Here is a 13,411-nt window from a genome sequence, read left to right as displayed (position 1 = left end):
TTTCAAAATCGAATCATGATTTTGAAATCCGTTTTGTGATGTAAAATTCATCCATTTGCATCCGTACCGAAATGATAGAAGTATGCCGGGAATATGACCATAATCAGTTTATCCCCAGGCTAATGGTTAAGTAACTGAAAAATTTATGTTGTATATTACTAACAATTACATTCCTGTTTTTAAGTTAATAATGGTTACTTTTCGCTTTCTTAATGGAAAATTAATGCAACAACCTGGTATTTTTAAGAGTATTAATAAGAAGAGGTTATTATGAAATTGTAAATTTTGGGTTGCACGATTTTTGTATAGCTCATTAGTATAAAACGCCTTTGGGAATACTTTTAAATTTTGTTAGCACATCCCCGAAATAAAATAGCAGACTTATGATCATTCAATTTTGCGGTTTATCAGGAGCAGGTAAGACAACCCTTGCAGAAAATACGAAGAACCAGCTTCTGGAAAACGGGATACGGGCTGAGATCATTGACGGAGACGTTTACCGGAGTAAACTTTGTAAAGATCTGGGTTTTTCGAAGGCCGACAGGCAGGAAAATATCAGGAGACTTGGTTTCATTGCAAGCCGGTTTTCGGCTCAGGGAATTGTGGCCATCATGAGCGTAATCAATCCTTATGAGGAAACAAGAGCGGAATTGATCCGGGAATATCCTAATGTTAAAACCATTTTTATTGATTGTCCTATTGAAGTTTTGTATCAGCGCGATACCAAAGGTTTGTACAAAAGAACACTTCTGGCTGATGATGATCCGCAGAAAATCAGGAATCTTACCGGCATAAATGATATGTTTGAAAAGCCCGATAAGCCCGATCTTTATATTAATACTTCGGAGAAAACAATCGAAGAAAGTACGAGAGATTTGTGCGATTTGATTCTGAAACATATCAATTCCAAAAATCCCCAAACCCGGAAATTCAATGATTCTTTTCTCAAAACCCTGACTTATGCAAAATAAAACACTGATTATTGCCGGAATGCACCGGTCTGGTACGTCATTGACAACGCAGTGGTTATATCGTTGTGGCTTAAATGTTGGTGAAAATCTTTTGGGTGCGGGAATAGGCAATGACGATGGGCATTATGAAGATATAGACTTTTATGAGGCGCAGAAGCAGATTTTGAGAAATAAAAATATAGAAGATTCAGGTTTTACCGAAACGCCGGTTCCGGGGTTAGTGCTGGAAGAAAGGGAGTTTTTACAAAGTATTATTTCAAAGAAAAACAGTTCGTCAAAAGAATGGGGATGGAAGGATCCAAGGACCTGTCTTTTTCTCAGAGATTACGAAGATTTATTACCGGAAGCGTATTATCTGGTCGTTTTCCGGGATTGGAAATCTACTGTAAGTTCATTAATCAGCAGAACGTATAAAGTTATCTATCCGTCGGATGATATCGTTATAAAAGGATTGTTTAAAGGCTACCGCAAGAAGCTGGAAGTGCAAAGAAGAATCCAGGAATTGTGCAAAGAACGGGCCACTAACTTTTTGAAAATCTGGATTTTGTATAACAAAGAGATATTGAAATCAATGTCACGTCTGTCAAAGGAAAACTATACAGTAGTAAACTTTGGTGCGTTGTTAGATTCTGATAAGGACGTTTTTAAAAAGTTAACCAAGCATTGGAATTTTAACCTGGATTACGTCGGATTCAAAGAGATTTACAAACCGAAACTGATAAGTAAAGAAATTAATACAAGCCGGTTTATAGATAAAGCGCTGATGGAGGAAGCTGAAAAAATTGAGACGATTTTGCAGAAAAAAACCACCTTTTGAGAGGTGGTTTTTTTCTGCAAAATAAGTACGGCTATTGTTCTTTGTATAATATTATTCGGGCATGATAAAGAATGCCGTCTTTGAAATCAGAACGTTTTATAACCCACATCCCCATATGAAATTCTTTCTTTTCCATCTATATCGATAGTGTTTTTTTTCTCAGGAATCAAAATCTGTCGAAACCGTAATGGCTTTATATTCTTCAAGATTTTTAGTCATTGTTTGGATTTTTCCCTGAGCCATTTCATACGAATCCTTGCCAAGGAAAAGGTGTACGGGCGTATTCTCTTCCGAAGCAATCTTTATCAAAACAGCAACTGCTTTTTGAGGATCTCCAGGCTGATTTCCTGCGATTTCATTTTCATGCGCTTGTACAGATGCACGTGCTCCGGCATAATCCTCGATTGCATTTTTAGGAGCAACCATGGACTCACTTGATAAAAAGTCTGTGCGAAAATAACCTGGATAAACAACTGTGGCAGAGATTCCTAATTCTTTCACTTCCGAAGCAAGCGCTTCTGTGAAACCAGCGACTGCAAATTTGGTTGAACAATAGATTCCAACGCCCGGGAAATCAGCTGTGAATCCTCCAATTGAAGAGATATTAAAGATTTTACCAGAACCTTTCGCTCGCATATACGGCAGTATCTGGCGAATCACATTCAGTGAGCCAAAGACATTAATGTCGAAATTCCGGCGGGTTTCTTCGTCGCTTAATTCTTCCACAGCACCAAATAAACCGTAACCGGCATTATTTACCAGAACGTCAATTGTTCCAAATTTTTCTATTGTTTTTGATACTGCATCTTTCACACTTTGCTCGGTTGTAATGCTGACTTCGAGAGGAAGAAAGTTTTCAGATTCTTCTGTCCCAACGGCTTTGCTAAGTGAATCAACAGTTCTGGATGTTGCTGCTACGTTGTATCCGGCTGATAATAATTGTTTTACGAGTGAAAGTCCAAGGCCTTTTGAAGCACCTGTTACGAACCATACTTTTTGATTTTCCATTTGTTTCGATGTTTTAATTTGATGAAACAAAGGTAATGTGGGGTTTCAAGCGAGACATTGCGGATGGCAAACCAATGATTACGAAATTCAAACAATTGGTTTTTGCTTGAATGTTTGAACCAGGAAATCTGAAATTGTTTGTAAATGCAATTTCAGATTTATTGTGTAGTCAGCGTTTCTCTTTATTACTAATTCCAACTAAAAATTGCCAGCCCGATATTTCAGACTGGCAATTTGATATATGATTTTCTCGTATTTAAATCGAACGAAAAGCAGTTGGGGTAATTTCTGTCTGCTTTTTGAAAAAATTATTGAAATGCGCAGCTTCTTCGAAGCCCAGGCAATAGCTGATCTCTGAAATATTCCAGTTCGAATGTTTAAGTAGCGCTTTTGCTTCGTTGGTAATTCTTTCTGCAATATGGTGGGAAGTGGTTTTTCCGGTCGTTGCTTTTAATGCTCTGTTCAAATGGTTGACATGAACCGAAAGTTTTTCGGCATAATCCTGAGCCGAACGCATTGTAAAGCGCTGTGACGGCGATTCGATCGGAAACTGTCTCTCCAGTAATTCAGCGAAAATAGAGGTAATTCGCGTGTTGGCATCAGCGTGCTGATATAACATTTCAGTCGGCTCCATTTTTAGCGCATAATGAATCAGTTCCGTTACATAGTTGCGGATCAAATCATATTTGAATCGGTAATCCGAATCGAGTTCTTCTCTCATTTTCTGAAAGATCTGCGTTACATGTACATCCTGCTCCGGCGTCAGCGAATAGGATGGCTTGTTTCCGGGAGTAAACATGGGAAGGTCACCAATCCCGCCTCTCATCTTTTCTGTAAAAAAGAATTCCTTGAAAATACAGAAATGACCTGTCAGATCTTCGTGAGAGTTTTCAGTCAGTATCGTATAAGGAATTTGTGGATTGAAAAATATCAGTGTGCTACCTTCAACTTCAACACTTTTGTCGGCGTAATGGTATATGTTTTTACCTCTGATCAAACTGATTTTATAAAAATCCCTTCGACTGTATCTTACCGGGTGGCCGATACAGTCTTCCAGTCGGAAAACATTGAAATGCCCCAATTCCTGTTGCAGATTTTCAGGCAAATAATTGAATTTTCCTTTGTAAAATTCTTCGATGGATTCAGTGCTTGTTATCATGGCCGGATTTAGAATTATCTGACAAAATTTAGATTGATATTTTAAGTCATTTCATCAATACAAAAGTAATAGCAAACAGGATTAATAAATTGCTGAAAACAAACAGAAGATTGCGAAATTCAAACATTATTTATCATATCAACCTAAATTACTCGCATTACTTTTGCTATTGTTTACCTTTGCAGCATGGAATATTTTAAAAAGCTGCTTGATTTATTAAAAATAGAAAGAGAGGAAGACCGTCAATCTTATCTTAAACTTACTGAATCAACTTCCGTTTCTGAACGAAGGACAAACGGACTTGCCTGGTATCCGATTGCAATTCGCGGACAGGAAATGAGCCGGGGAGACTATGTTACCGTTGAGGTGGAGCGGACAACGCATCAGGATATTTCACATCAGCTGAGATTCGGAATGCCAGCGGTTTTGTTTTCCAATCATGAACCAAAAAAGGACAGAGTTGAGGGAACGATAACGCATCAAAGCGGTAACCGGCTGAAAATCACACTGCGCACGGATGAATTACCTGATTGGTCCCGCGACGGAAAACTGGGCATTGATTTACTTTTTGATGACAACAGTTATGATGAAATGCAAAATGCGCTTAAAACTGCATCTGCTGTTGACGAAAAAACGGATGAAGGGCGTTTGGTGAAAATCCTCACCGGAGAAAAAGAGCCAACTTTCAAAAAGGAAATTCCACCTTATGTTTTTCCAAAATTAAATTCTTCCCAGCAATCTGCGGTTAATAAAATTTTGGCAGCCAATGAACTTGCTGTTGTGCATGGTCCTCCCGGAACGGGTAAAACTACGACGTTGGTTGAAGCGATTAAGGCTTTAATCAAACAGGATAAAAAGCAAATTCTGGTTGTTGCGCCAAGTAATACTGCTGTGGATTTATTGAGTGAAAAACTTTCTGATCAGGGTTTAAATGTACTTCGTGTCGGAAATCCGGCCCGAGTTTCGGAGCGACTTATGTCCTTGACGCTGGATAGTAAAATGTCTGCCCATCCGGGAATGAAAGATATGAAAACGCTCAAAAAGCAGGCAAATGAGTATAAAAACATGGCTCATAAGTACAAGCGGAGTTTTGGAAAAGCGGAACGGGATCAGCGCAAAGCACTTTTTGATGAAGCACACAGAATAATGAAAGATGTCGGAAAATCCGAGCAATATATTATTGATGATTTGGTAGCAAAAGCCCAGGTGATCACGGCGACGCTTGTTGGTTCAAATCATTACACCGTTCGTAATTTGAAATATAACACCGTTGTCATTGATGAAGCGGGACAAGCATTGGAACCTGCATGCTGGGTGCCGATTTTAAAAGCCCGGAAAGTAATTTTGGCTGGTGATCATTGTCAGCTTTCGCCAACCATTAAATCAAATGAAGCGGCGAAAAAAGGTCTGGCGACTACCTTACTGGAAAAATGCGTAGCTCAGCACCCTGAATCAGTGACGCTTTTGGAAGAGCAATACCGTATGAATGAGCAGATTATGGGATATTCTTCAAGAGTATTTTATGAGGATAAACTGAAAGCGAATATCTCAGTTGCTCATCATGTATTATTTCCGGAAGCCGCTCCGCTCGCTTTTATTGATACCGCGGGCTGTGGTTTTGATGAAAAACCGGAAGGAACAAGTTCAACAAATCCGGAAGAAGCAGCCTTTCTATTCAAGCATCTTGGTCAGTTGGTTGCCGAACTTGCAGCCAAAACAGGTGCGGATGGAAAGTCGTTATATACAATCGAAAACTTTCCGGGTATTGCGGTAATTTCTCCATATAAACAGCAAATTTATATTTTGAAGGAGCAGTTGCTTCATAGCCCGGCTCTTCAGATTTATGGTGATAAAATTTCAGTCAACACTATTGATAGTTTCCAGGGGCAGGAGCGTGACGTTGTATATATCAGCATGACAAGAAGTAATGCCGAAGGAGAAATTGGATTTTTATCAGATATTCGAAGAATGAATGTAGCTATGACCCGTGCCAGAAAAAAGCTGGTCGTGATCGGTGATAGCGCAACATTATCTCAATTACCTTTTTATTCGGATTTTATTACCTACGCTGAAAAGTTGGATGCTTATCAGAGTGCCTGGGAATTTGCTGATTTATGAAAGAGAAATATTCTCTCTCACCGTAGGTAGTTTCGCTCTCAATTTATCTCTCCCACAACACCAAAAGATAAGTCGCCAATGTGCCTGCCATACCGCCAATCACAATTGCTGCTGTAATATTATTATGCCACAATTTTACGCAATGTAGATTAATGGATATAGGAAACCTGCGAAAGTCCTAAGCCCGAATCAAATTCATATAATCTCGGAACGCCCGTAGCAATGTTAACATCCGAAATTTTAGTTTCGCTTATTTTTTCGAGATACATCATCAGTGCCCGCAAACTATTTCCGTGAGCCACAATGATGATGTTTTTGTTTGCTCTCAATTTTGGCTCAATTTCTTTGATGTAATAAGGCACAACCCGGTCGTAAGTATTTTTCAGACTTTCTCCGTTTGGAGGCACTACATCATAGCTTCTTCTCCAGGTCTGCACCTGAGCAGAACCGTATTTTTTGGTCATTTCAAGTTTGTCCAGTCCCTGCAAATCGCCATAACTTCTTTCATTAAAAGCAGCCGTTTTGGTTACTGGAATTGAAGTTTTGTTGATCTCCTGAAGAATAATAGTAAGTGTATGAATGGCTCTGACCAATACCGAAGTGTAGGCTTCATCCAGAGGATATTTTTTTATTAATCTGCCAGCATTTCTTGCTTCCATTTCGCCGGTAGAAGTTAGCTCAATGTCGGTACTGCCGGTAAATTTGTTCTGTAAATTCCATTCGGATTGACCATGTCTTACGATTATTAAATTTGGCATAAATTATAATTAGGGTTGCAGAAATCATCTATAAAGTCCTCACATTAAAACCTTTTAGTAATAATGGAAACGCTCTCTTGTAAATGTAACGCAAAAGCCCGGCTTCCGGTGTTCTTATTTTTCGGTGTGCTTATTGTTTTGACTTGAAAATGTCAAAAAACGAAAATCAGTTCGCCAAAAGATATCAGGCGAACTGATGATTTATGCATTCGCAATGGTCATTACCACTCTTCCATCAATTTTACCCGCTTTCATTTTGTCAAAAACAGAATTAATGTCTTCCAGTTTAGCAGTATGCACAGTTGCTTTTACTTTACCATCGAGGGCAAACTCAACAGCTTCCTGAAGATCTTTTCGCGTACCGACGATAGAACCTCTTACTGTGTATCGGTTTAAAACGGTTTCGAAAATCGGCAAATCAAAACTTCCCGGGGGTAATCCGTTTAAGGCGATTGTTCCTTTTCTTCTCAGTGCTGAAATTCCCTGTTTGAACGCAATAGGCGAGACGGCAGTAACCAATACGCCGTGCATGCCACCTGTTTCTTTTTTTAGAAATTCGCCGGGATCCTGTTCCAGAGCGTTTACTGTTAAATCAGCACCCAATTTTTTTGCAAGATCCAGTTTGTCTTTGCTAATATCGATCGCGGCCACATGCATACCCATGGCTTTGGCATATTGAACTGCTAAATGTCCTAATCCTCCAATACCAGAAATGGCGACCCATTCGCCGGCTTTTGTTTCCGTTTCTTTTAAACCTTTGTAAACCGTAACGCCGGCACAAAGAATTGGCGCCATTTCAATCATATTTGTATGGGAAGGCAAATGAGCCACGTATCTTGCATCAGCAATAACATACTCTGCATAACTGCCATCCACGCTATATCCACCATTTTCTTGGGTTTCGCATAAAGTTTCCCAACCCGTTATACAAAATTCACAACATCCGCAGGCACTGTAAAGCCAGGGCACACCCACAATATCTCCTTCCTTAACCTGGTTGACATCCGGACCAAGTGCTACTACATAACCAATTCCTTCGTGTCCGGGAATAAGCGGCATCTTTGGTTTTACTGGCCAGTCGCCCTCGGTAGCGTGCAAATCCGTATGACAAACACCGCTGGCAATTACTTTGACCAAAATCTGATTTCTTCCCGGTTCCTTGACCGGCATTTCTTCAATTTGAAGCGGTTTCCCAAATTCACGGACAACGGCGGCTTTCATTTTCTTTGGTAACATAACGGATTGATTTAAGGATTTTTTAATATCGAATTGTAAAGTTCGACTTACCAAGGCCTCATTTTTATGATTATTGTCATTTGTAATTATGACATTGAACCAGGTGTTTTTGTATTTTATTCTGTGCTGGAATAAAAGTTGTAAGTAATGGGAGGGAATGGAATTCTTCCTGAAAACTGCTTTTAAATTTTGAAATTGAATTAGTTTATGATTAAAACATTTGCGGATAAGTCAGAACATCCATTCGAGTGGCTGGATGTTACCGATCCTACTGCGGACGAATTGCACGAAATTGCCAGGAAATACAATTTGCATGAATCTTCGGTAAATGACTGTCTTCAGCCGGATCATCTTCCCAAGTATGAAATTGTGGGAACTGAGGGTGATATATTTATTATTTTACGATTGCATACCAGTGAGGTGGCAAACCAGGCGGATACTGTAAGAGAACTGACGGATAAAATTGCCATTTTTATGAAAGAAGAGCGTGTGATTACGATTCATAAAAAGCCGTGGCCGGAGTCTGAAAAGATCAAAGACGAATATATAAAATCTGACTATTGTAAATCGGCTCATCATATTCTCAATGAAATAATAAAAACCGGCCTGGCAACTTACGACAGCCATGCCGCACATTTGAATAGGGAAATAGAATTTTTTGAAACCAACATGTTTTTGAAAAACAGAAAGCGGTCGCTATTGGAAGGGTTATATTATTTAAAAAGAAAAGTGGACGTGACGCGCCGCATCCTTATTTTGACTTATGAAATTGTAGATAAGATCGATAATCAGCCGGGTAATACGTACACCCGCGATACACGTGATCTTTATGTAAAACTGCATAATATTTACGATACGCTTTTTGAAAATACCAATCATTTATTGACGATTTATTTTTCACTTTCTTCCCAGCGCACCAATGAAATTATTCGGGTACTGACTATTTTTTCTGTCTTTTTTATGCCTCTTACTTTTATTGTGGGTATTTATGGAATGAATTTCGAATTTATGCCGGAGTTAAAAATGAAGTTCGGTTATCCCGGAGTTCTGCTTTTGATGGGTGGTGTGACTGGTTGCATTTATTACTGGTTTAAAAAACGGGAATGGCTTTGAGGTAAATGCCGTTCTCTAAATGGCGAATATTATTCTTCAATAAATCTCTGTTTTGTGATTTCTGGCAATCGCGGTAAGCGGACTGCAAAAATTGTAAATCCGGGAAAGTTAAATCATATTTGATTTTTCAGCGGGAAATGTATCCTGATCCTAAAACCATTAATTCTTTAAATATGTCATCTCTTTTAAAAGGAGGGAGAAAAGTCATTCTATACTTGATACTTTTTTTCTTCATTATTTCTCCTGTTTTTGCACAGAAAACAAAACCCAAATTTAAAGTAATCGCTTTTTATACGGGTAAAAATGATCAGGCACACATCAGTTATGTGCATGAGGCAAATAAGTTTTTTCCTCAGGTCGCCGCTCAGTATAATTTCGCATACGATTCTACAACTGATTGGACTAAACTGAATGCTGAATTTCTTTCACAATATCAGGTAGTACTTTTTTTAGATACTCGGCCAGAAAAGCCTGAACAAAGGGCAGTATTTCAAAAATATATGGAAAATGGGGGAGCCTGGATAGGTTTTCATTTTGCAGCTTTTGCCTTAACACCTTCGGCATTTAATCAGGACTGGGATTGGTATCATGAAAAGTTTCTGGGATCAGGTCAGTACGCAAGTAATACCTGGCGGCCGACTTCTGCTGTTTTACGGGTTGAAGACAAAAAACATCCGGCCACGAAAAACCTCCCGGAAATATTTAAATCTTCTCCTAATGAATGGTATCGCTGGGAACATGATCTTCGGAAAAACCCGGATATTAAAATTCTTTTATCCATTGATTCCACCAGTTTCCCGTTGGGAACGGGGCCAAAACAGCATGAAATATGGCAAAGTGGTTACTATCCGGTTGTTTGGACAAACAAGAATTTTAAAATGCTTTACTTAAATATGGGGCATAATGACATTGACTATGAAAATAAAACCAACAAAACTTTGTCTTATACTTTCGCAAATAAAACGCAGAATCAGTTGATTATTGATGGTCTGTTGTGGTTGGGATCGGGTAAAAAGTAATTTTACACAGAAGTACAGAATTGCAACAAAATTCATAGTTTCATTTGTAGAAAATATAAGGGTATGAAACTATTACTCATTGAAGACGAAAAGGCGCTGGCAACAAGTATTCAGAATTATTTTCAGCGTGAAAATTTTATTTGCGAGTGGGCCGCTGATTACGAATCGGCGATTGAAAAAATAAATATATACAAGTATGATTGTGTGCTGGTTGATATTATGCTTCCAGACGGTGATGGATTGAATGCGGTTAAGGAATTGAAACGAAAAAATCCGGAAACAGGTATCATTATTATTTCTGCCAAGAATTCACTGGATGACAGAATTGAAGGGCTCAATTTGGGTTCTGATGATTATTTGACGAAACCATTTCACCTTTCAGAGCTTAACGCAAGAGTGCAGGCTGTGATCCGAAGGAGAAATTTTCAGGGAAATCAGCAAATCCGCTTTGGTAAGATCAATGTAGAGCCTCAGGAACATTTTGTGTCTGTGGATGGTCAGGAAATAATTCTGACTAGAAAGGAATATGATCTTTTGATTTATTTAATTGCGAATAAAAACCGCGTTTTAACCAAGGAATCTATCGCCGAACATTTGTGGGGTGATGACGCTGATTTGATGGATAACTTTGATTTTATATACACTCATATCAAAAATCTCAGGAAAAAACTGATGGATAAAGGGTGTCCGGATTATCTAAGATCAATTTATGGGGTAGGTTATAAGTTCAGTGAGCAATGAGATTATTACTGCGGATACTTCGCTACCAACTGGTAACCTCGATGATCGTTCTTTTTTTAGGGGCCGGACTTTTCTATGTTTCGGTAAGGTATCTGATTGATAGGGAAGCTAATAAGGAATTGTTTCAAAGTCAGGTTAAAGTACGCTGGCAACTGAGGCATCTGGATACTTTGCCGGTTTATATTTTACAATTGGGTGACAGTTTGCAGCTTCAGCCGGTTGCTTATCCGGGAAGACCTTTTATGCGGGAGACTTCGATGTTAAATCTTGCAGAAAATGAATACCAGCCTTACCGGCAACTTGTATTTTATGAAAGAGCCTTGGGGCAATGGTACCGGATCACGATCAGTAAAATGCTTTTGCAAAGACAGCGGTTGCTTGAAACGGTAGTCATGACGATTACATTCATTGTTGCATTGTTATTGATTTCTCTTTTGTTGTTAAATAGTTGGCTTTCAGAGAGGTTGTGGAAGCCATTTTATAAAACGCTGGGTAAGCTGGATCATTATCAGATTCAGCAACATGAAACATTGCAATTCAAGAAAGAAGAAACTTTGGAATTTGATCAGCTTAATCATGCGGTGACGCAGCTTACGGAAAGGATTGCTGCGGCTTATCAAAATCTCAAAGAATTTACGGAAAACGCATCGCACGAAATACAAACACCTCTGGCAGTGATCCTTTCAAAAATTGAAGGATTGTTTCAGGATGAAACTTTAACGGAATCACAACTTGTTACATTGTCTAGTGTGAGTGAAGCAGCTAATAGGCTGGGGCGTTTGAACCAGGCATTATTATTGCTGACAAAGATTGAGAACAGGCAGTTTTTGGCAGGAACGGACCCTGTCAATCTGGTGCCTATTATTAATGGAAAGCTGCGTGATCTTGAAGATTTGATAGTTCAACGCAAAATAAATATCCAAACAGACCTTGAACCGGTAGGTTTGGTTATACATCCGGCGCTCGCAGAAATATTGGTTAATAATTTATTGACAAATGCAATCCGCCATAACGTTGAAAACGGAAAGATTATTATTACCTTACGTGAAAGATTTTTTTCGGTAAAAAACACAGGAAAAATTTTGAATTTGAACCCGGAGCGGCTGTTTGAACGTTTTAGAAAAGAAAGCACAGCATCTGCTTCGTTGGGGTTGGGACTTGCACTTGTTAAAACCATTTGTGAGGTGAATGGACAAAACTTAAAATATGATATAGACAACGAGTGGCATACACTGACCGTAAGTTGGTAATATAAAGATTTTTCATGGCTAATAAAAAGAGAAAGGGGGAGGTTTATGACCTTCCTTTTTTTATGTTTTATGCTGATTATGAATATTTTAATCAAATAAGAGTTAGGGGAGCGTTAGTGTTTTTATATTGATTAATTATTTTGTAGTTTTTGGCTTATTATAAATAAATGCTTGAAAGCTATGAGTAAAGACGTAAAAGAATTAAATGAAGATGGCGTTTTTTATCAACCATCTTCTCCGAAACCGATTTCTGTAAGAAGTAGGAAAGTGCCGGGTATTAAGTACGTAACACCTGTTTTAAGGAAATTAGATAACACGATTACTCCTATGGAAAAAGCGGTCAAGATTGATAAAGGATTTACGGTTTCTCAAACGAGAAATTCTAATACCGGGCATTGGATAAAAAGAAACGAAATTTCCGGGGAATTAATAATTGGTAATGGAACAAGGCCTTTTGCAGGAGTTGTGGTCAGAAGAAAATTTAGAGCTGCACCAAATCCATCAATAAGCAAAGAAACTGCTGAAATGGCTGAAAAAGCAGTTTTGGCTATTTTAAACAGATCATTGACAAAATAAGTCACGGTGCCAGTTACGCAAAACAGAATATCTAAAGCACCGGTTTTTGAGGAAAGTATCTTTATTAATTGTCCTTTTGATACACAATTTAAGAAGATCTTCCATGCCATTATTTTCACAATTCATGCCTGTGATTTTACTCCGAGATGTGCATTGGAATTTGAGGGTGAACCAGATTGATTACAAAAAATAACAAACTTGATTCGGGAATGTCAATTTGGTATTCATGACGTTTCTCATAAGGATGGCAGACTTAATATGCCGCTTGAACTTGGGTTATTTATTGGCTGCCAAAAATATGGAGCAGGTAAGCAGAAGAATAAAAGCTATCTTATACTGGAAGGAAAGCGATATTCATCCAAAATATATCTCTCTGATTTAGCAGGCCAGGATCCTATGGCACATGAATTTAAAGTAATGGCGGTAATTGGCTGTGTCAGGGATTGGCTTACTTCAAAATCCAGTGAGCCTGATCTGATCGCACACCTTCCATACCTCATGGCAAAATATCGCCTATTTCAAAAAGAACTTCCTAACATGTGTGCTTATAATAATTGGTCTGCTAAGCGCCTGCTATTTCCGGAATTTTCCAGTTTAGCTTCTTCATTTATCGTGGCTAATTTTTAAGTCAACACAAATTTTGAA

General features: G+C 38.6%; 13 protein-coding genes. 9 read left to right on the top strand and 4 right to left on the bottom strand.

Annotated features, from left to right (window positions below):
• Window positions 1–383: 383 nt before the first annotated feature.
• Window positions 384–971 carry an adenylyl-sulfate kinase gene (gene cysC, locus FDK13_RS21440; RefSeq protein WP_137342067.1) on the top strand — a complete coding sequence of 196 codons (588 nt, stop codon included), beginning with the start codon at window positions 384–386 and terminating at the stop codon, window positions 969–971.
• Entirely contained in the window at window positions 961–1,788 is an 828-nt protein-coding gene (locus FDK13_RS21435) for a sulfotransferase family protein (RefSeq protein WP_137342066.1), read from the top strand. The genes cysC and FDK13_RS21435 overlap by 11 nt, the downstream gene beginning before the upstream one ends.
• 159 nt (window positions 1,789–1,947) lie before the next feature.
• Here the strand turns inward: FDK13_RS21435 and FDK13_RS21430 are convergent, their stop codons facing one another.
• Window positions 1,948–2,796: an oxidoreductase gene (locus FDK13_RS21430; RefSeq protein WP_137342065.1), complete on the bottom strand. Its 849-nt coding sequence runs from the start codon at window positions 2,794–2,796 to the stop codon at window positions 1,948–1,950.
• A 256-nt stretch (window positions 2,797–3,052) separates the two neighbouring features.
• Window positions 3,053–3,955: a helix-turn-helix domain-containing protein gene (locus FDK13_RS21425; protein ID WP_374756109.1), complete on the bottom strand. Its 903-nt coding sequence runs from the start codon at window positions 3,953–3,955 to the stop codon at window positions 3,053–3,055.
• 186 nt (window positions 3,956–4,141) lie between these two features.
• Here FDK13_RS21425 and FDK13_RS21420 point away from each other — a divergent pair, with 186 nt between their 5' ends.
• Window positions 4,142–6,073: an AAA domain-containing protein gene (locus FDK13_RS21420; RefSeq protein ID WP_137342064.1), complete on the top strand. Its 1,932-nt coding sequence runs from the start codon at window positions 4,142–4,144 to the stop codon at window positions 6,071–6,073.
• 149 nt (window positions 6,074–6,222) lie between these two features.
• Here the strand turns inward: FDK13_RS21420 and FDK13_RS21415 are convergent, their stop codons facing one another.
• Window positions 6,223–6,831 (bottom strand): 2,3-bisphosphoglycerate-dependent phosphoglycerate mutase, encoded by a 609-nt coding sequence (locus FDK13_RS21415; RefSeq protein WP_137342063.1) that lies wholly within the window; start codon window positions 6,829–6,831, stop codon window positions 6,223–6,225.
• A 201-nt stretch (window positions 6,832–7,032) separates the two neighbouring features.
• Window positions 7,033–8,067: an alcohol dehydrogenase AdhP gene (gene adhP / locus FDK13_RS21410; protein ID WP_137342062.1), complete on the bottom strand. Its 1,035-nt coding sequence runs from the start codon at window positions 8,065–8,067 to the stop codon at window positions 7,033–7,035.
• 207 nt (window positions 8,068–8,274) lie between these two features.
• On the opposite strand from adhP, the gene FDK13_RS21405 reads away from it, so the two are divergent.
• From FDK13_RS21405 to FDK13_RS21380, 6 genes are all read left to right on the top strand, one after another.
• Window positions 8,275–9,180 carry a magnesium transporter CorA family protein gene (locus tag FDK13_RS21405; RefSeq protein ID WP_137342061.1) on the top strand — a complete coding sequence of 302 codons (906 nt, stop codon included), beginning with the start codon at window positions 8,275–8,277 and terminating at the stop codon, window positions 9,178–9,180.
• Window positions 9,181–9,353: 173 nt separating this feature from the next.
• Window positions 9,354–10,199 (top strand): ThuA domain-containing protein, encoded by an 846-nt coding sequence (locus FDK13_RS21400; RefSeq protein ID WP_137342060.1) that lies wholly within the window; start codon window positions 9,354–9,356, stop codon window positions 10,197–10,199.
• A gap of 63 nt (window positions 10,200–10,262) precedes the next feature.
• A complete protein-coding gene (locus tag FDK13_RS21395; protein WP_137342059.1) occupies window positions 10,263–10,940 on the top strand; it encodes a response regulator transcription factor in 678 nt (225 codons plus the stop codon).
• The gene (locus FDK13_RS21390; RefSeq protein ID WP_137342058.1) at window positions 10,937–12,190 is read left to right on the top strand and encodes a sensor histidine kinase; all 1,254 of its coding nucleotides are present in this window, start codon (window positions 10,937–10,939) and stop codon (window positions 12,188–12,190) included. Before FDK13_RS21395 ends, FDK13_RS21390 begins: the two co-directional genes overlap by 4 nt.
• A gap of 180 nt (window positions 12,191–12,370) precedes the next feature.
• Entirely contained in the window at window positions 12,371–12,766 is a 396-nt protein-coding gene (locus FDK13_RS21385) for a hypothetical protein (protein WP_137342057.1), read from the top strand.
• Between the two features lie 198 nt (window positions 12,767–12,964).
• Window positions 12,965–13,393, top strand: a complete 429-nt coding sequence (locus FDK13_RS21380) for a hypothetical protein (RefSeq protein WP_137342056.1) — start codon at window positions 12,965–12,967, stop codon at window positions 13,391–13,393.
• The last annotated feature ends 18 nt before the right edge of the window (window positions 13,394–13,411 follow it).

This window comes from Dyadobacter frigoris (assembly GCF_005280585.1).
Classification (GTDB): domain Bacteria; phylum Bacteroidota; class Bacteroidia; order Cytophagales; family Spirosomataceae; genus Dyadobacter; species Dyadobacter frigoris.
This window is presented reverse-complemented; position numbering and strand designations above follow the sequence as displayed.

Excerpts from the sequence above, each read along its gene's own strand:
- cysC (WP_137342067.1), top strand. The coding sequence starts at position 384 with ATGATCATTCAATTTTGCGGTTTATCAGGAGCAGGTAAGACAACCCTT.
- FDK13_RS21435 (WP_137342066.1), top strand. The coding sequence starts at position 961 with ATGCAAAATAAAACACTGATTATTGCCGGAATGCACCGGTCTGGTACG.
- FDK13_RS21430 (WP_137342065.1), bottom strand. The coding sequence starts at position 2,796 with ATGGAAAATCAAAAAGTATGGTTCGTAACAGGTGCTTCAAAAGGCCTT.
- FDK13_RS21425 (WP_374756109.1), bottom strand. The coding sequence starts at position 3,955 with ATGATAACAAGCACTGAATCCATCGAAGAATTTTACAAAGGAAAATTC.
- FDK13_RS21420 (WP_137342064.1), top strand. The coding sequence starts at position 4,142 with ATGGAATATTTTAAAAAGCTGCTTGATTTATTAAAAATAGAAAGAGAG.
- FDK13_RS21415 (WP_137342063.1), bottom strand. The coding sequence starts at position 6,831 with ATGCCAAATTTAATAATCGTAAGACATGGTCAATCCGAATGGAATTTA.
- adhP (WP_137342062.1), bottom strand. The coding sequence starts at position 8,067 with ATGTTACCAAAGAAAATGAAAGCCGCCGTTGTCCGTGAATTTGGGAAA.
- FDK13_RS21405 (WP_137342061.1), top strand. The coding sequence starts at position 8,275 with ATGATTAAAACATTTGCGGATAAGTCAGAACATCCATTCGAGTGGCTG.
- FDK13_RS21400 (WP_137342060.1), top strand. The coding sequence starts at position 9,354 with ATGTCATCTCTTTTAAAAGGAGGGAGAAAAGTCATTCTATACTTGATA.
- FDK13_RS21395 (WP_137342059.1), top strand. The coding sequence starts at position 10,263 with ATGAAACTATTACTCATTGAAGACGAAAAGGCGCTGGCAACAAGTATT.
- FDK13_RS21390 (WP_137342058.1), top strand. The coding sequence starts at position 10,937 with ATGAGATTATTACTGCGGATACTTCGCTACCAACTGGTAACCTCGATG.
- FDK13_RS21385 (WP_137342057.1), top strand. The coding sequence starts at position 12,371 with ATGAGTAAAGACGTAAAAGAATTAAATGAAGATGGCGTTTTTTATCAA.